At 50.0% G+C, this 16,394-nt stretch carries 20 protein-coding genes; 9 read left to right on the top strand and 11 right to left on the bottom strand.

Annotation, left to right across the window (positions count from 1 at the left end):
- Positions 1-16: 16 nt before the first annotated feature.
- Together NIES2104_RS14310 and NIES2104_RS14305 are read left to right on the top strand one after the other, a co-directional pair.
- Entirely contained in the window at positions 17-907 is an 891-nt protein-coding gene (locus NIES2104_RS14310; protein ID WP_058998840.1) for an aminoglycoside phosphotransferase family protein, read from the top strand.
- A gap of 54 nt (positions 908-961) precedes the next feature.
- Positions 962-1,708, top strand: coding sequence for a class I SAM-dependent methyltransferase (locus tag NIES2104_RS14305; RefSeq protein WP_058998839.1), 747 nt, complete (start codon positions 962-964; stop codon positions 1,706-1,708).
- Between the two features lie 76 nt (positions 1,709-1,784).
- Here NIES2104_RS14305 and NIES2104_RS14300 read toward each other — a convergent pair whose 3' ends face one another.
- The 8 genes from NIES2104_RS14300 to NIES2104_RS14270 form a co-directional block, all read right to left on the bottom strand.
- Positions 1,785-2,162, bottom strand: coding sequence for a VOC family protein (locus NIES2104_RS14300; protein ID WP_058998838.1), 378 nt, complete (start codon positions 2,160-2,162; stop codon positions 1,785-1,787).
- Positions 2,163-2,323: 161 nt separating this feature from the next.
- Positions 2,324-2,920 carry a DUF6151 family protein gene (locus NIES2104_RS14295; RefSeq protein ID WP_058998837.1) on the bottom strand — a complete coding sequence of 199 codons (597 nt, stop codon included), beginning with the start codon at positions 2,918-2,920 and terminating at the stop codon, positions 2,324-2,326.
- A gap of 365 nt (positions 2,921-3,285) precedes the next feature.
- Complete coding sequence (locus tag NIES2104_RS32395; RefSeq protein ID WP_058998836.1) at positions 3,286-3,471, bottom strand: hypothetical protein; 186 nt, start codon at positions 3,469-3,471, stop codon at positions 3,286-3,288.
- Positions 3,472-3,538: 67 nt separating this feature from the next.
- Positions 3,539-3,994, bottom strand: coding sequence for an aminoglycoside 6'-N-acetyltransferase (aac(6'), locus tag NIES2104_RS14285; RefSeq protein ID WP_263970958.1), 456 nt, complete (start codon positions 3,992-3,994; stop codon positions 3,539-3,541).
- 152 nt (positions 3,995-4,146) lie between these two features.
- A complete protein-coding gene (locus NIES2104_RS14280) occupies positions 4,147-4,575 on the bottom strand; it encodes a VOC family protein (protein ID WP_058998834.1) in 429 nt (142 codons plus the stop codon).
- A 25-nt stretch (positions 4,576-4,600) separates the two neighbouring features.
- Positions 4,601-5,149, bottom strand: coding sequence for a GNAT family N-acetyltransferase (locus NIES2104_RS14275; protein WP_058998833.1), 549 nt, complete (start codon positions 5,147-5,149; stop codon positions 4,601-4,603).
- 153 nt (positions 5,150-5,302) lie between these two features.
- Entirely contained in the window at positions 5,303-5,476 is a 174-nt protein-coding gene (locus NIES2104_RS32390) for a hypothetical protein (protein WP_192843586.1), read from the bottom strand.
- An 82-nt stretch (positions 5,477-5,558) separates the two neighbouring features.
- Positions 5,559-6,812: an RNA polymerase sigma factor gene (locus NIES2104_RS14270; RefSeq protein WP_058998832.1), complete on the bottom strand. Its 1,254-nt coding sequence runs from the start codon at positions 6,810-6,812 to the stop codon at positions 5,559-5,561.
- Positions 6,813-6,981: 169 nt separating this feature from the next.
- Between NIES2104_RS14270 and NIES2104_RS14265 the strand changes: the two genes are divergently transcribed.
- The 7 genes from NIES2104_RS14265 to NIES2104_RS14235 all read left to right on the top strand — a co-directional run bounded on the left by NIES2104_RS14265 (position 6,982) and on the right by NIES2104_RS14235 (position 11,114).
- On the top strand, positions 6,982-7,341 hold the full coding sequence (locus NIES2104_RS14265; RefSeq protein ID WP_058998831.1) for a YciI family protein: 360 nt from the start codon (positions 6,982-6,984) through the stop codon (positions 7,339-7,341).
- Positions 7,342-7,373: 32 nt separating this feature from the next.
- Positions 7,374-7,871: a VOC family protein gene (locus NIES2104_RS14260; RefSeq protein WP_058998830.1), complete on the top strand. Its 498-nt coding sequence runs from the start codon at positions 7,374-7,376 to the stop codon at positions 7,869-7,871.
- 60 nt (positions 7,872-7,931) lie between these two features.
- Positions 7,932-8,363 (top strand): YciI family protein, encoded by a 432-nt coding sequence (locus NIES2104_RS14255; RefSeq protein WP_058998829.1) that lies wholly within the window; start codon positions 7,932-7,934, stop codon positions 8,361-8,363.
- Between the two features lie 56 nt (positions 8,364-8,419).
- Complete coding sequence (locus NIES2104_RS14250; RefSeq protein WP_058998828.1) at positions 8,420-8,830, top strand: VOC family protein; 411 nt, start codon at positions 8,420-8,422, stop codon at positions 8,828-8,830.
- 27 nt (positions 8,831-8,857) lie between these two features.
- Positions 8,858-9,508 (top strand): glutathione S-transferase family protein, encoded by a 651-nt coding sequence (locus NIES2104_RS14245; protein ID WP_202815064.1) that lies wholly within the window; start codon positions 8,858-8,860, stop codon positions 9,506-9,508.
- 22 nt (positions 9,509-9,530) lie between these two features.
- Positions 9,531-10,046 carry a DUF1579 domain-containing protein gene (locus NIES2104_RS14240; RefSeq protein ID WP_058998827.1) on the top strand — a complete coding sequence of 172 codons (516 nt, stop codon included), beginning with the start codon at positions 9,531-9,533 and terminating at the stop codon, positions 10,044-10,046.
- A 78-nt stretch (positions 10,047-10,124) separates the two neighbouring features.
- The gene (locus NIES2104_RS14235; RefSeq protein WP_202815063.1) at positions 10,125-11,114 is read left to right on the top strand and encodes an NAD(P)-dependent oxidoreductase; all 990 of its coding nucleotides are present in this window, start codon (positions 10,125-10,127) and stop codon (positions 11,112-11,114) included.
- Between the two features lie 248 nt (positions 11,115-11,362).
- Here the strand turns inward: NIES2104_RS14235 and NIES2104_RS14230 are convergent, their stop codons facing one another.
- From NIES2104_RS14230 to NIES2104_RS14220, 3 genes are read right to left on the bottom strand one after another with little or no spacing between them, the layout of a single operon-like run.
- Positions 11,363-13,540 (bottom strand): hypothetical protein, encoded by a 2,178-nt coding sequence (locus tag NIES2104_RS14230; protein ID WP_058998825.1) that lies wholly within the window; start codon positions 13,538-13,540, stop codon positions 11,363-11,365.
- The gene (locus tag NIES2104_RS14225) at positions 13,530-15,599 is read right to left on the bottom strand and encodes a DEAD/DEAH box helicase family protein (RefSeq protein ID WP_058998824.1); all 2,070 of its coding nucleotides are present in this window, start codon (positions 15,597-15,599) and stop codon (positions 13,530-13,532) included. Before NIES2104_RS14225 ends, NIES2104_RS14230 begins: the two co-directional genes overlap by 11 nt.
- A complete protein-coding gene (locus tag NIES2104_RS14220) occupies positions 15,589-16,206 on the bottom strand; it encodes a hypothetical protein (protein WP_058998823.1) in 618 nt (205 codons plus the stop codon). Before NIES2104_RS14220 ends, NIES2104_RS14225 begins: the two co-directional genes overlap by 11 nt.
- Between the last annotated feature and the right edge of the window lie 188 nt (positions 16,207-16,394).

Here is a 16,394-nt window from a genome sequence, read left to right as displayed (position 1 = left end):
TTAATGGCTTAAGCCTATGAAGATGCATGAGGGGGAGGTCGATATTGATGAGTTCCTCGTCAAACAATTGGTAGCTGCACAGTTCCTTCAGTTCGCCAAATTGCCAGTTCATCCAATCCAGTCCACAGGAACGGTAAACACGATTTATCGGCTCGGCGACCACTTCTGTGTGCGATTCCCGCTCCTGGAGTCATGGGCGCGAGATATCGAGAAAGAGTGGAACTGGCTGCCGAAGCTTGCTCCCCATCTATCGCTGCGGATTCCTGAGCCAGTTGCAAAGGGTCAGCCGACGAGTGAGTATCCCTTTCCTTGGGCAATTTACCGTTGGATTGAGGGGCATTCATATCGGGATGATCTGATTCAGGATGAACGTCAGGCTGCTGCTGATTTGGCGCAATTCCTCATCGAACTTCGCCGCATTGATTCCCGCGACGCACCGCGAACTGGACGTAGACCACTGCGCGAACTCGATGCAGTCACCTGCGCGGCGTTCGAGGCATCGCAAGGCGTAATTGACAATGCAGTTGCACTCGCGTGGAGGAGTGCCCTTAAAACACCACCCTGGGACGGAAGACCTGTCTGGATACACACGGACTTGCTGCGATCGAATCTGCTTGTAGAAGGCGGACGGCTGCGGGCAGTTATCGACTTTGGCGGCATCGGTGTTGGTGATCCGGCTGCTGATGTTATTGCTGCCTGGAGTGTATTCAATCCAATTGGGCGATCGGTGTTTCGTGCTGCACTCGACGTAGACGACGATGCCTGGAATCGAGCGCGGGGCTATGCGCTCCACCAAGCCGTGCTGATTGTTCCGTACTATGCTGAGACAAACCCTGGATTGGTCACACTCGCGAAACGCACGATCAAAGAGATATTGATTGACCTGGAATACACAGCGTTTACATAAAATCCTCAGAAACAGAGTGTTACGGTTCTTAGTTTAATCGGAGTCAATTTTGGTATGTACGACGAAATTGCCAATCTTTATCACCTGGTTTACCCAAATTGGAACGAAGCCATCAAACAGCAGGGGGAAGCATTGAACGGGGTTGTCAGCAATCTCGTTGGTTCAGCACCCCTATCTATTCTTGATGTTTCCTGCGGCATCGGAACGCAAACCCTGGGACTCGCAGCCCTCGGACATCAGGTAACGGCATCTGATTTATCAGCAGCAGCGGTTAATCGGGCGCGCAAAGAAGCAGCAACACGCGGACTTGACGTGACGTTCAAAGTGGCAGATATGCGGCACTGTGCCGAAATTCATGGTTCTGGATTTGATGTCGTCTTAAGCGCTGGCAACTCCTTGCCCCATCTCCCTGACGAAGATGAGATCCGAGTTGCGCTTCAGGGGTTCTACAGGTGCTTGAGGCAAGAAGGCGTGGCGATCGTAAATCTGCGTGATTATCGGGCAGATGAAGATCGATCGTCCCCACAAATGTGGAAATTCGGATTCCACGATGACGGCAGCGATCGTTATTTTGTGTTTCAAACGCGGGATTGGCATGACGATGTCTACGACGTGGCGATGTACTTTGTGCGCGAGGTGAGAGAAGGGATTCCTGCTCGTGTTACGGCTGGTTTGTCCCGCTACTATGCAGTTACAGTCGATCGGCTGATGGCTCTTTTTCGAGAAGTTGGCTTTACAGAGGTTCAACGGTTGGATGGAATCCTGCATCACCCCATCGTTGTGGGTCGTCGTGCTGGATAACGACCCCGTTCACCCGCCGCTAGTAACCTTTCGGATTCACCAACTAACCTAACTCGGTCGGTGTGCAACGGGCTTGTTAGGCGTTGGATTCGTGGCAAACCACTTCGATGTTGTGCCCGTCCGGACCAATGACGAAAGCGGCATAATAGTTCGTGTGGTAGTGCGGGCGCAGACCCGGCGCACCGTTGTCTTCGCCGCCTGCGGCCAGTGCCGCGCGGTAGAACGCTTCGACTTGCTGGCGATTCTCGGCAGTAAACGCCAAGTGAAGATGCGCTGGCTTCTCCTCGGTTTGGTACAGGCATAATGAAGCCTGACCCGCTGGTGGGCTAAGCTCGACACCATACGTCGGCGGTCCCTCCGAGACAACAGCGACACCGAGCGGTTCAAGTGCCTTGAGGAAAAACGCTTTGCTCGCGGCATAGTCGCTGACGCCGAATTTGACGTGGTCAAACATGAGTTTTCCTGAAGTGTATGATCCTGCACAAGTCCTAACAAAGGGTTACAATCTTCATGTCATCAAGCTTAATATTTGAACTGTATGACGTTTCCAATCACCCGTCGCTAGTAACCTTTTGTTCTTAACCAACTGAATACGATCGACGTGCAAGCAGATTGCTATACAGCATTCTTGATGCTCTTCAATTCGTCATCGCTGAGTACCTTTGGAATAACAATCGGAGTCCCAGATTTCACGACAAAGAATGGAGTTTGTTTATACCTGCCATCCAGACGCGCTCTCAGTGCCATGCCAAGTACGCGCAAGATGCCAGATAAAACTCCTGCTGATTTTGGCTTCTCTTCCCCGATTGCAGATTGGGTATGTACGTACATCCGAATAGGACCAAAGGCGTTATCTAATGACGTTTGATCTGAATCTAAACAGTTATGAACTAAACCAACAACAGATGGGTTGAGGGTTGGAGGCGTATTTCCGATCGGCATATGACAACAGGTTGTATACCATCGCAGCAATCCATTCGCGGTAAGACGCATACAGGTCAGATTCTCAATGCCTTCGGTAAATGTGATGTTGGCAGGGATTGTCTGAATGATGCTGGTTCCTCCTATGTCATCCAGGATTTCATGCTCTCGTTTTAGAAAACGGGCGAAGGCTTGGCAATCTGCACAGTAGCACACGCATCGATTGACCGCTTGATTTTGGTGAACTGTGCCCTTGAGTTTGCCACAATGACATCGAATCGAGTGGGTCATCGTTTTTACTCCTCATGTTTACGGTTTTACTTGTTAGGTTGCAGCACCTCGCACTGCATCATCAGTCGCTCAGAAATGGGTAGTCCGCTATCTCCTGTTAAAAATCATTTGTTTAAAGACAACCCAATTGATGCTGATAAGTTATCCCTGAATGAATGCTGGCAAATCCCGGTTGAATTACTCTTTGTGAGTGATGAACAGACCATGTGCCGCGCCTTCATATACCTTGAGTTGGCTACCTTGGATTAATTGTGCGGTTTTTCTTCGTCAATTACAAACCGGGTTCGCGACAACTATACTGAGATGCCTTGCCTGCGGCTAGGCGAAGCCACCGCTGAGCATTGGCATGGATTTGAGCATTTATTCTAATTGACGCGAAGCTCAAAAGTAATTGACGCGACACAGTCGTTTTTGAGCAGTTGCCGCAGATAGTCTGCACTAGGACGATTCCCGCTATAGGTTTCCACCTCATTAAATGCTTCACCGAAGGTTGCTAATAGAGCTTCCATTGATGCAATGTCCTCCAGCACAATCTGTTGAATGGTTAACACTGATACCTCCCAAGCTACGTTCCTGCTAATTTCAACATCTTCTAGTACAAAATGGCGTTTCAACAAATTAATTTTCTTTGGGAACATGGTCGCCAGCAACAACTGACTTAATGAAAAATACAACTCGCTCTACTTCTCGAAATCCAACTTTTGCATAGAATTCATGACTTGCAGGATTATCTAGAAGTGCATCCAAAGCCAGTTCGATACATCCCTGTTCACGTGCCCACTGCTCTGCATACTGAATGAGTGTTCTACCGACTTCTTGATTGCGGTATTCAGCTTTGACATAGAGTCCTTCTACATAGGCGACAGGGCTTTTAGTTGCGTCCGGAACATAATCAGAGCGGAGTGATAGATTCATAAACGCGATCGCACATCCACGATCGTCCCGAACCAAAACGCCTTGTTCTCGATCGGAATGCAAAATATCAGTGAGACTCACTTCCATTTCGGCAGAAGAGTAATCCGACCATAACTCCAGTGCTAAACTGAGCCACTCTTGAAAATCATCTGGGGTCACTTTGCAAATTTTCATTCACTCAGGGGATGGAAACTTGGTCAACTTGGATAAATCAGGATTCATATAATCCCGTGGTGGAGCGCTGGCTGTATGAGTATCCATACTCGGTTGAAACTCGCTTGGGTCATTCTACGTCGCTCCCATATTTGCACTTATGTTTCAATTGCCACCGACCACTGGGGGTTCCATACGATTTCCCAAAGATGTTGATCGGGATCTAGAAAATATCCACCATAACCACCCCAGAAGGTGTCTTGAGCAGGTTTAACAATCGTTGCACCACAATTATGAGCTTGTGCTATTACATCATCGACCTCCTGCTTGGATGTGACATTGTGCCCGATCGATAGTTCAGTAGCACTGGGTTGCCCAAGGGGAAGTTTCGCATCATGAGCCAAGCTCTGACGAGGATAGAGAGCCAGTTTAAGTCCTGTAGCTAGGTCAAAAAATACGACAGCACCATGCTCGAATTCAGTGCCAATGATGCCCTCGGTCTTTAAGCCTAAACCATCCCGATAAAAGCGGAGCGATCGCTCTAGATCGTCAACTCCGAGGGTGATGACTGTAATGCGGGGTTTCATGTCTAAACCTCCTTTATAACTATGTTTAGGATAATTCTAAGGACTGCTGAAGCACACAATTCATAATGACTCGATCGACTGTTGGCAATCCAGCTTCCAACTCTTTGCGCCTAATCTGCTGAAAACCAAGGGACAGTTCAGCTTCATCAACAGGATGAAACCCCAGTTTTGAATAGAAAGGAGCATTCCAGGGAATATCTCGAAAGGTGGATAACGATACGATTCGATAGCCCTGCTGTTTTGCCCAAGTACAAATCGTACCGACCAAGGTAGAGCCAATCCCTTTACGACCGTATTCGGGAGCAACATCGATTTGTTGCAGGTAGAGTGTGTTATCCACTTCACACGTGATCGCATATCCAACTATGACCTCATGCCGATCCACAGCAACCCAGACCTGTCCTGCTTGAAATTGTTGCTGCACAAAGTCGAGTGGCAGTGGAGCGGCATTCACCAAAAAGGCGTAGGGCGTATCCAAAAATAGCCGAGCGGCTGACCGTTCGATGTGAGACAGCAGGGGTAGTTCTTCAGCACAAGCAAAGCGAATATGATAGCCCGATTCCAGCGTTCTCATGGACAATTTGCACATAGGATTCTGATTGCGGATGCTGTTCATTGAAAAATAAATCCTGCATCGGGTCGAGAGAGGGATACAAAACCCTCGGCTGACATCTCTTCCTTGAAGCCAAAATGTTGCTTGATGAATGTAGCGGATGCGGTGACATCATCAACGTTGAGCGAGATTGCTGAAGCGGTAATTCGCATTGATCGCGAGTTCTCCATTTCTTCTCAATGTTTCAATCGATAGTTCAGCAGCATCAATCCATTGTTGTAAATCTTGCTGTCGGTGAGTCCCAATCGTGTTAGAAAGCTGCAAAGCGATCGCATCATAGCAATACATTTGGACTAAATCAACTTGGTTACTTTTGCCTTTTGTTAAGTTGCAAGTTCACCATCGTTAAAGAAATGAGACATCTCGAATGTTAAGGCTGAACTTCGCTCAACCGACGCTCTAGAAATCGACGCTCACTGTCATTTGTGACTCGTTCTAGTGCCCGTCTGTAGCTCTGAGTTGCTTCCTGAAATGCGCCGATCCGCCGCAGTAAGTCAGCACGAGTGGCGTGGAGCAGATGATAACTATCGAGTTCAGGAGCAAGTCGATCGATAAGAACAATTGCGGCTTCAGGACTGTTTGCCATCGAGATTGCGACCGCCCGATTCAAAGACACGATCGGGGACGGATATAAGCGTTCCATCACCGCATAAAGCTGAACAATTTGTGCCCAGTCGGTGTCTTCAGCTCGTGCAGCTTGGCAATGCAGAGCAGCGATCGCGGCTTGCAATGCAAACAACCCTGTCCCAGTCCGCAGCGCCTCCTCAACCAGCGGCAGCGCCTCAGCAATTTGTGCCTGATGCCAACGGCGGCGATCCTGATCTTCGAGCAGCACTAAATCGCCTGCTTCATCCAAACGGGCATCGCGTCGCGCGTCGTGCAGCAACATCAGTGCCAAGAGCGCAGTGGCTTCTGAAGGCAGTTGTGGTGACATCAACGTCCTCACCAAGCGACCGAGCCGGATCGCTTCCGCACAAAGATCGGCTCGGATCAGTGCCTCGCCACGAGTCGCCGCGTAACCCTCGTTAAAAATCAGATAAATCACCGCTAGCACTGCGTCGATCCGATCAGGAAGATCGGTTGTGTCTGGTACTTTGTAGGGAATGCCCGCATCCCGAATCTTGCGTTTGGCACGCACCAGCCGCTGTGCCATTGTTGCAGTGGGTACGAGAAAGGCGCGAGCAATTTCATCGGTTTCGAGTCCGCCGAGCATTCGCAGCGTCAGAGCCACTTGAGTTTCGATCGCCAGTGCCGGGTGACAGCAGGTAAAGATTAGCCTGAGGCGATCGTCTGGAATTTCATCATTGTCATACGTTGGCTCCTCGCTGGCTGGAATTAACCCGGATGCGGCGTACCATTCGAGTTTTTCAGTCATCCGGATTTTGCGTCGCAGGCGATCGATCGCTTTATATCGTGCGGTGCGAATCATCCAGGCACGCGGAAGATCGGGAATACCTGTCGCTTGCCATTGCTTTACCGCCGCCGCAAAAGCCTCTTGTGCTGCCTCTTCAGCGATATCGAAATCCCCCAATAATCGAATCAGGACGGCGATAATCCGCCCCCAGTCAGACCGATAAACTGAGGCGATTGCTTGGTCTACATCAGCTTTGGTGTTTGTAATCATACTTAACACAAAAAGTTTGGCAGGGTGTCGATTTGGGCGATCGCCGTTCGACTAACTCATGAAAGGAACCCAAGGAGGTTAAGTGCGATCGTACTCAATGATCAAATTTTTTGGCAAAGTGTCGATTTGAGCCAGCCTCATTCGACTCACTCACAAAGGAGGCAACCGAATGAAATATGTGCTGTTGATTTACCTGGAAGAAACTGCCCTGAGCGACACCGAGCGAGCGCAATGCTATGCAGACTCCGCCCAACTCGCTCAGCAGCTTCACTCGAAGGGACAGTATCTCGCCACCGCCCCACTCCATCCCGTGGCAACCGCAACCAGCGTCCGGATGCGGGAGGGTAAATCGCTCGTCACGGATGGACCGTTTGCCGAAACCCGTGAACAATTGGGCGGTTTCTTTCTGATTGATGCTCGGAATCTCGATGACGCGATCGCGATCGCCACCCAAATTCCAGCAGCAAAAGTCGGCACCGTTGAAATCCGTCCGGTGATTGAAGTTGCGGGACTACCCGCACAATCATGACTGTCCTCAACCGCTTGAAAAGGAGAACCCTCATGCAAACCCATTCCAACATCACGCCCTGTTTATGGTTTGATGATCAAGCCGAAGCAGCCGCTCAGTTTTATACGTCGATTTTTCGCAATTCCAAAATCCTCCACATCAGTCGATACGGAGAAGCGGGACAGGAAATTCACGGAAAACCAGCCGGAACTGTCATGACCGTGAGCTTTGAACTGGATGGTCAGCCGTTCACAGCCCTGAATGGAGGTCCGACCTTCAAATTTAACGAGGCAATTTCCTTCCAAGTCTTTTGCGAAACCCAGGAGGAAGTGGACGATTACTGGCAAAAACTGTCTGCGGGTGGCGATGAAACCGCCCAGCAATGCGGCTGGCTCAAAGACCAATATGGAGTCTCATGGCAAATTATTCCTCACATTCTGATCGAGTTGCTCAATCACCCCGATGCGGCAGTCTCCCAAAGCGTCACAACTGCCATGCTGCAAATGAAGAAGATCGAGATTGATCAACTCAAGCGGGTCGCTGCTCGTTAGCGGTAAGCGCACCAAACCCCTAGCAATTCAACTCAAAACGACTCAACCGGAGATTTCACAATGAAAGTGATGGTCATCGTCAAAGCCACCCCAGACTCTGAAGCTGGAGTCTTGCCGAGCGAACAGCTCTTAACCGAAATGGGGCAGTACAACGAAGCATTAGCCAAGGCAGGGATCTTGCTCGCGGCTGAGGGGCTTCATCCTAGCTCAAAAGGAGCGCGAGTTCGCTTTTCAGGAACCGATCGCACCGTCACCCAAGGACCATTTGCTCAAACGCAGGAGCTAGTTGCCGGGTACTGGCTGTGGCAGGTGGACTCGATCGAAGAAGCCATTTCCTGGGTGAAACGCTGCCCCAACCCAATGCCCGGAGAATCCGAGATTGAGATCCGCCCTGTATTCGAGGCAGAGGATTTCGGTGAGGCACTGACCCCCGAATTGAGAGAGCAGGAAGACCGCATTCGCACCCAGATTGAGACGCAACAGCAAAAGTAGCTGACGCGCAAACGATCGGCTCATCGAACAATTCATTCATTACAAAGGAGAACCCAATGCAACTCAATCCTTACCTGATGTTCAACGGCAACTGTGAGGCAGCGTTCAAGTTTTACGAGCAATGTTTTGGTGGCAAAATTGTCACGCTGATGACGCACAAAGAAGCCCCCTCAGCAGAACACATCCCTACGGAATGGCAGGACAAAATCATGCATGTTTGCCTCGATTTGGGGAGTCGCCTCTTGATGGGATCTGACAGCCCACCTGGCTATTTTGAACCCCCTCAAGGCTTTTATGTGCAGATCAGCATTGACGAACCCGCTGAGGCAGAACGGATTTTTCACGCTTTAGCAGAAAACGGAATCGTCAAGATGCCTTTTGAGCAATCTTTCTGGGCATTTCGATTCGGGATGTTAGTCGATCAATTTGGTACACCGTGGATGGTGAACTGTGAAAAAGGTGCTTGACCTGTTACCGCTTGGGAACTTGCAGACATGGAACCAACCCGAATGAAATTCTATGAATTTACGCCGACTCGATCGATTCGGGTTCGCTGGGTGCTTCAAGAACTAGGCGTGGACTTTGAAGCCGTCTCCATTCGTCTACCCACAGGGGAACACCGCACAGCCGCTTTCCTGGAACTCAATCCTGCGGGCAAGCTCCCAGTGTTAGTCGATGGAGAGCATACCATCACTGAATCGGTCGCGATCGCGCTCTATCTTGCCGAAAAGTATCCAGACCGTCACTTCATCCCCACAGACCTATTGCGGTCGCAGCTTTATCGCTGGCTTTTCTTTACGGTCACCGAGCTAGAACAACCGCTATGGCGAATCGCACGCCACACCGCTTTGTATCCAGAGGCATTGAGATTACCGGATGAGATTCCGCTGGCTCGGCAAGACTTCACGAACATGGCGATCGTGCTGGAAAACCACCTGCTGAATCGGCAGTTTGTGGTGGGTGAGCAAGTCACAGTGGCGGATTTTATCCTGGCTTACACGTTGGATTGGGCAAACGAAACTCAACTGCTCGACCCTTTCCCCACGTTGGTCGCTTATCTGGAACGAATGTATGAACGACCCAAAGCCCCAATGCGAATTGCAGCAGCACTAGCTAGTATCGGCGACGATCGCAGCTCACAATGATTGATCAACAGGAGCAAAAGCAATGGAAACAACACAAGCAGAACAACAATCAACAATGCATTCTGAACCCCAAAAAGAACATCAGTGGCTGCAAAAACTGATTGGCGAGTGGACGTATGAAACCGAGGCGACGATGGGAGCCGATCAACCACCCGAAAAATGGACGGGAACTGAGACTGTCCGCTCGCTTGGTGGACTTTGGGTACTGGCGGAGGGGCAGGGCGAGATGCCGGGGGGCGATCCTGCAACCACGCTAATGACGATCGGCTATGACCCCCAGCAACAGCGGTATGTGGGCACCTGGATTGGGTCAATGATGACTTTTCTCTGGCGATACGAAGGCGAACTGAATGCCGCTGAAACAACGCTCACGCTATATTCCGACGGACCCGCAATGACGGGTGATGGAAAACTGGCAAAGTACAAAGATGCGATCGAATTCAAGAGCGACGATCATCGAGTTATGACCTCGCATGTGTTAAGGGATGACGGGCAGTGGCAGCACTTCATGACCGCAACTTATCAGCGAAAGCAATAGCGGCAAGCCAGCAAGAAGTGGACGAAAAGACACTGCATATTAAGATGCTGGGGGAGTGAATCTACGATAAGAATCGGTATGGGTATGAAGATCTTGGTGACAGGCAGTGCAGGGCATCTGGGTGAAGCGTTAGTTCGTACCTTACAAAACACACACCACGATGTCATCGGCATGGATCTGATCAAAACAGACTTCACCCATACCGTTGGTTCTATCTGCGATCGCGATCGGGTCAAACAATGTCTGAAAGGGGTGGATGCCGTTCTTCATACAGCAACGCTGCACAAACCTCATGTCTCTACCCATAGTCGCCAAAGCTTTGTAGACACCAATATTACAGGAACGCTCAATCTGCTGGAGGAAGCGGTGGCAGCTCAGGCACAGGCTTTTATCTTCACCAGTACAACCAGCACCTTCGGAAGTGCGCTCACACCGCCTGCCCACGCGCCTGCGGCTTGGATCACTGAGGAGGTCACGCCCATTTCCAAAAACATCTATGGCGTGACTAAAACTGCGGCAGAAGACCTGTGCCAACTGTTTTACCAAAATCAGCGTCTTCCTTGCCTCGTTCTACGAACCTCGCGGTTTTTCCCGGAGGAAGACGATCATCCAGAAACGCGACAGGCTTACTCGGATAGCAACATCAAGGCAAACGAATTGCTCTATCGCAGAGTGGATCTCGAAGACGTGGTGAGTGCCCATCTTCTTGCCCTTGAAAAGGCTCCAGCGATCGGCTTTGGTCGCTACATCATCAGTGCGACCACCCCTTTTACCCCGGATGATTTATGGGAATTGCGAGCCAATGCCCCACAGGTTGTGCAGCGGAAATTTCCTGATTATGAAGAAGAGTACTCGCGTCGCGGCTGGAAAATGTTTCCTGGCATTGAAAGAGTCTATGTCAATGAAAAGGCAAGAAACGAACTTGGCTGGCAGCCAAAGTATGATTTTCGATCGATGCTTGACAGATTGAAATCGGGAGCCGACCCACGCAGTTCTTTAGCACGTGTCATTGGGTCAAAAGGATACCACAGCCGCAAGTTTGCAGAAGGTCCATACCCTGTAGAGTGACAGTAATGATAATGTCGGACAGTGCATTGTTTCACACCTTTCTTGCAAAGATATAAGCACGTCGAGTTTGAACCTCGATATCAGGATAAGGGTCTCTTTCAGTTATTTCTTGCACATTAAACTCTGCTGTCATCAAAGAACGCTTACCGCTTCAGTTTCCAGGTCGCCACCTTCAGTTTCATAGGTACTCCTAAAAGTAAACATACGTTAATCTGACTCACCCGTCTTTCCACAAAACTTGGACAACTTTAGTGCTTTGCCTTTTGAATAACACCTGCATAAGTATTCCAAACGGCATTTAAATCTTGACCCAGGATCTGACCGTAATTCTGCAACTTCTCAAGTCCTAATTCCGCAGGCTCAGGTGTTCGACCCAGCGCTTCCTCTAGCTGGACGTACCGCAGGCTCAAGTTTGCTAATTCCTCCTTGAGCCGCAAAAGTTGATAATTCTGGTTTCTAATTTCTTCAGAAACTAATTTGGGCAAATGCGGCGGCATTCCTTCATAGACAGCTCTAGCAAAAAGAACTCTGTCGGCTGGCATTCGTGCAAGGCGTTGCGATTGAACCGGCGATTTTTCTCGAATGGCTCCGTATAAACCACTAACATCTCCTCCAAACCAGTGGTTCGTTGCAACTGCGGATGACTTTGCAAACTGTTTGAGTGTGGGCGATTTTCCGCCTCGTTCGTGGAGCAGCAAATGATAAATCCGCCCCGCTTCCGTAATTTCAGACTCCCAACGGGCGCGAAAATAGCGATCGAGATATTGTGCTGACCAAGTTTGACGATGGCGAGTGATGATGTCCCTTAACTTCTCAAATCCGGTTCTGCGACTGCCGAGGCTGGTGCGAATCGTAAGGGACAAGCCGCCTGCTGCGATTGGTGATGATTCTTGAGAGTTATAAATGGGTTCGGCTGGTCCCAATTGAGCTTCTGCCTGCATCAACTCATCGAAAATCTTTGGATCGATCGGAGTTTGGCAGGCTTCCAAAGCAGCAATTTCGCGTCGGTAATAATGAGCTAGCCCTGCCATATCGGTGCGAGAGTATGGACCTTCGCAGAGAAACCAGGCAGTCAAGGCGCAGCCGTGCCAGAATTTGAGGGCAGCCCCAAAGGTCTCCGCCATTAGCTCATGGGGAAATAACTCGCTAACAATTCTGTCGGGAAACTTAACAAGCATCACGGTTCCCCACAATCGCTCAATTTCACTTAGCAAGTCGTTGGGAAGGAGAGCTTGGTAAAGTTGAGGTTGATAGGGCGATTGCACTGTTTCGTTGAAATTTAAGAATCGGTAATCTTCAACCAGTCCCCAAAGCGGCTGCATTCCCACGGCTTGGCGAGCATGAATGCCATCAAAGGCAGACCAATATCGTTCAAGCGTAGCTACGCGCTGTTCTACAGGGGATTGTCCGCTTGACTGCTGCCAATAAGCTGCGGCAATGCGCTCAATCTCTTCGGCTGCGATTCCTTGCAGGGCGGCAACCTCAGTGGCGCGGCTAGCGCCACCAACGAACGGACGAGTTTCAGGTAGCGCTGTTATGATTTGTTCTTCTGGATGCGGCTTTTCACCCAAGTAGGTCAGAAATACCAGCCAATCACCGCCAAAGAAGCCAGTTAGAGACGGTGCTAAACCTTTAGTTAAAGCTTGTTTACGCTTAACCTGTCCGTCTCGCTTGGCTTTTTTATAATAGCCATTGACTAATTCTCGTACCCGAAAGGCTCGATAGCAGGTAGCCATTTGGGGTTGTGCTTGCCGTGCCAAAGCTTTGAGCAATCGCTGTTTTGCTTCGAGTTGTTCCGCTGTCCGCAGTTGATTCCATCCTCCACTCCAGCGCATGACTGCTAATTCATCTGCAACTTGAAAGCCAAGCGTCTGATAGAGGGTTTCGATCGCGTCCCAACGCTGGAGCATCTCTTCACGAGTCAGGGTTCCAGAAAGATTACCGCGAAGCTCAAAAGGCAGAAATAGCGCATTAAACAAAGGTTCCAAGATTGCCCAAGTGAAGATGGCATCCGCAGAACTGTTGAGCAAGACTTTGCCACGCTCTTCTAGCGCGATCCCGGTCGCGAAGCGATCGTGTTCTCGGAATGCCCACGGTAAACTCATCATCCCAACCCGCAGGTTGGCACTCTCTGGCAAAAACCAGGCTCCCCGTGACTGTTGATGTTCCAATCCAAAAGTGGTGGTCAAGAAACCGCGATGCTCATTGCTGAGACCTTGAATCAGCACTGTATTGACATTTAAGTGATCTTGCACAATCGTCGCGATTCGTTCTCCTCGCAGACTTCTGACAAGAACTTCACCAACGATTCTGTCTAGTTGGCGAAATGATTCGCTTCTGGCTTCTTCGGTTTCCATCGCTAATAGCTCAGCGATCGACCCAATTTGATTCACTCTACGCCCAAAGGTTTCAAGGTTAGGACTCATGCATCAACCTCACGATTTGCTTAAATTGTTCAAACGAAACGGGCTGTAGAGTGGATTGGGCGTAGGCAGCATAGCGTTGGGCAAGGGCTTCTTCTTCCCGTTCCGCCTTGCGTTGTTCAATTCGCTCTTCGTCATGCACGATCCGGCGATCGATTTCACCTTGCTCAAATAAAACAAATGCTTCAGGACGAGCTGCGACATTCCGCCCACGGATTCCTGGAAATTCCGCTTCAGAAGTGGACGATCGCCAATCAGCAGGCAGTTCATGAACGGTCAACGGGTCCATATCGTTTTCCCGATAAATCGTTTCGATATGGTGATCTAGCCCGAACTCGGCGTGATAGATAATGTCGAGGAACTGTTGCCCTGGTTCAACCCGTCCAAGCAATGCTGGGTGTTGCAGGACACGAATGCCGCGTCCGACGAACTGGTAGAATTCGCTGAAGCTGCCATAGGGACGCATGGGGACGACGATCGTGATAGGTGGGAAGTCGTAGCCTTGCCCTAGCATTTTCAGTTGAACAATGCCCTGTAGATCGCCAGAGTCCTGTTCAAATCGGTCTCGAATGGATCGAATGCGCGATTCAGTCATCGAGTGGTGCAGATAATCGCAGGGAATCCCATATTCGTTAGCAACACGAGCGATCTGCTCGGCATGACGTTCGCCTAACGCTGAAAATAAGACTCTCGGTTTGACGGGGTACAAGAGACTAACCTGCTCATCTAGCGCAGCACGAACAACGCGCATCAGTTGACGAATTGAAGCATCAGATTTAGCCGTAATTCGCGCTAGCTTACGTTCATCCTTGACCAATTCCAGCAGTGCCTCTCGACCCACAATTTCTTCGCGGCTGCCATCAGACCAAAGCATTTCATAAGTAGTTTGCTCGACATCAGGCGCAAACCGCTGAACCCGCAAATTTTTGGCGTGTCCATCTGCGATCGAGTCAATCAGGCGGTATCGATACACAACATCGGCATCAATGGGTCTACCATCCAACCGCTGAAAGCAAGCAGACATCAGCAGAGAACGAGCCTTCGGGAAGTGTTGGAACGCCCGCTGATAAGATTCCGCAGCAGCGATATGCGCTTCATCGACAACAATAAAATCGATGTCGTCGGATTCTAGCTTAAACAGCAAATCGTCTTCGTCATCACCACTGCCCAAAGAGTGGAAATTCGTGATGATGACATCTGCTTTCAGTAGATCCTCACGCTGCACGGATCGGATTGGACCATCTTCCCGATCAAGTGTCAAAACTTGGGGAGGCTTACAACCTGGAATCAGTGGACCACCGTGTAAACCGTACAGGACATTGCCAACTGATTGATGATCAAAAGCTTTATCAAATGTGCCTCGAATGACGCTGCCTGGAGTGATCACCATTGCTCGACGTTGAGCGAACGCTAGACAAGTTGCAACGCCAAGGGCAGTTTTTCCTGCGCCGACTGACATTACACAGGCGGCTCGACGTTCTCCGGTGCTGAAGTAGTTACCTAAGGCAGCTAATGCTTGATTCTGGCAGTCACGCAGCGTCTTGAGATTTAGCTTGTTCCGAACAGAGCCAAAATACGAGTCAGTTACTTGACAAATTGCAGTCGGTGATGGGGAAAAGCTAAACAGCGGCGTTGGTTCCATATCAGGTCGTTCAATCACAGGATTTTCAATTAGGGAAGTCGCTAGCAGGGGATCACGGGACAGAATGCCCTGGAGTTGAGCGACGCATCGGGCAGTATCGAGTCGAATTGAGTCGTAGGAAAACCGAATGACGAGCCAGCCCACCGTGTGAAGATCATTCTGGCGCAGTCGATCGTAGCTAAACGCGCTGCGATCGGCGTGGAAAGCAAAACCATCGAGTTCGATCGCAATGTTCAAATCTTGCCCACGAATGGCGTAATCTACGCGGTAGGTGCGATCTGCAACGGTAATTCTCTGTTGTGGAACAACCCATTCTCGGATGGAGGTTTTGACAGCAGGTGCCAAAACCCATCGCAGAAAGGCGTACTCTAGGAAAGAATCCGAAGTCAGCGATTGGTAGAGTGGCACTTCAGACTGCATCCTCTGATTCCAATTGGGCAATTCGGGGCTGGAGATTTTCTAAATGGATCTTGCCTTGCTGAAAGCGTTCTGCCCGCTGCGCGACTGCAAGAGCTTCGTAGAGATTGCCCTCGCGCTCATACAGTCGAATTAACTGACCAAAAGCCAGAATAGCAATGGATTGGGTTGTGTCTTCTCTTTCGAGAGAAGCGATCGCGGGATGCGCCTCGACCAGTTGAATATCCAACCAACACAGCCGCTCAATTTCAGCTAGCACCCACGGTTTGTTCCGGCGCTGTTTCCAGAGTGCTTGGTGGCAATTCTGGATAGCAAAATGGTAATCACTTAATATACCCGGAAGCTCCAGCGTTTCGTGCAGTTGCCGTAGAGCAGTTTGTCCTTTGGTTTCATTGGGTCGAGGATGAGTTTGCCAGCGGTGTGCGGGTGAAGCTGAAGTGCTGCCTTCCGCAGTTGCCCACATCATGGAGTCGTGCCGTTTACCGTCGAAATTATACGTGCTAATTTTGGGGGCGGCATTGTGTTCTGGCAAGCGCGATCGGTTGATACCAGGGCTACCTTGATATTTAACACCAGGAACTTCTGCCAATCGCCGAAACCATTTTGCCATGTTGCTTCTCCTAAACGTTACCGAGGCGGTTGAAACCGCGAGCTTGAGTTCACTGGTGACGAGTCAACACGGCTTCAGTATTCCCTAATGACAAAGATTGATCTTACTCAGCGCTAATCTAGGTAAAGTTTAGTAATCGCTTTTCTTCTTCTAATCTTTACTAGGTCTTCAGAAAGTTAAGGATCGTG

The sequence above is a fragment of the Leptolyngbya sp. NIES-2104 genome (assembly GCF_001485215.1).
Classification (GTDB): Bacteria; Cyanobacteriota; Cyanobacteriia; order Leptolyngbyales; family Leptolyngbyaceae; genus Leptolyngbya.
This window is presented reverse-complemented; position numbering and strand designations above follow the sequence as displayed.

Bases quoted from the DNA above. Each gene is read 5' to 3' on its own strand.
- NIES2104_RS14240 (WP_058998827.1), top strand. From the start codon at position 9,531: ATGGAAACAACACAAGCAGAACAACAATCAACAATGCATTCTGAACCC.
- NIES2104_RS14265 (WP_058998831.1), top strand. From the start codon at position 6,982: ATGAAATATGTGCTGTTGATTTACCTGGAAGAAACTGCCCTGAGCGAC.
- NIES2104_RS14245 (WP_202815064.1), top strand. From the start codon at position 8,858: ATGGAACCAACCCGAATGAAATTCTATGAATTTACGCCGACTCGATCG.
- NIES2104_RS14275 (WP_058998833.1), bottom strand. From the start codon at position 5,149: ATGAGAACGCTGGAATCGGGCTATCATATTCGCTTTGCTTGTGCTGAA.
- NIES2104_RS14300 (WP_058998838.1), bottom strand. From the start codon at position 2,162: ATGTTTGACCACGTCAAATTCGGCGTCAGCGACTATGCCGCGAGCAAA.
- NIES2104_RS14280 (WP_058998834.1), bottom strand. From the start codon at position 4,575: ATGAAACCCCGCATTACAGTCATCACCCTCGGAGTTGACGATCTAGAG.
- NIES2104_RS14295 (WP_058998837.1), bottom strand. From the start codon at position 2,920: ATGACCCACTCGATTCGATGTCATTGTGGCAAACTCAAGGGCACAGTT.
- NIES2104_RS14225 (WP_058998824.1), bottom strand. From the start codon at position 15,599: ATGCAGTCTGAAGTGCCACTCTACCAATCGCTGACTTCGGATTCTTTC.
- NIES2104_RS14235 (WP_202815063.1), top strand. From the start codon at position 10,125: ATGGGTATGAAGATCTTGGTGACAGGCAGTGCAGGGCATCTGGGTGAA.
- NIES2104_RS14255 (WP_058998829.1), top strand. From the start codon at position 7,932: ATGAAAGTGATGGTCATCGTCAAAGCCACCCCAGACTCTGAAGCTGGA.
- NIES2104_RS14230 (WP_058998825.1), bottom strand. From the start codon at position 13,540: ATGAGTCCTAACCTTGAAACCTTTGGGCGTAGAGTGAATCAAATTGGG.
- NIES2104_RS14250 (WP_058998828.1), top strand. From the start codon at position 8,420: ATGCAACTCAATCCTTACCTGATGTTCAACGGCAACTGTGAGGCAGCG.
- NIES2104_RS32390 (WP_192843586.1), bottom strand. From the start codon at position 5,476: ATGTATTGCTATGATGCGATCGCTTTGCAGCTTTCTAACACGATTGGG.
- NIES2104_RS14260 (WP_058998830.1), top strand. From the start codon at position 7,374: ATGCAAACCCATTCCAACATCACGCCCTGTTTATGGTTTGATGATCAA.
- NIES2104_RS14310 (WP_058998840.1), top strand. From the start codon at position 17: ATGAAGATGCATGAGGGGGAGGTCGATATTGATGAGTTCCTCGTCAAA.
- NIES2104_RS14220 (WP_058998823.1), bottom strand. From the start codon at position 16,206: ATGGCAAAATGGTTTCGGCGATTGGCAGAAGTTCCTGGTGTTAAATAT.
- NIES2104_RS14305 (WP_058998839.1), top strand. From the start codon at position 962: ATGTACGACGAAATTGCCAATCTTTATCACCTGGTTTACCCAAATTGG.
- NIES2104_RS14270 (WP_058998832.1), bottom strand. From the start codon at position 6,812: ATGATTACAAACACCAAAGCTGATGTAGACCAAGCAATCGCCTCAGTT.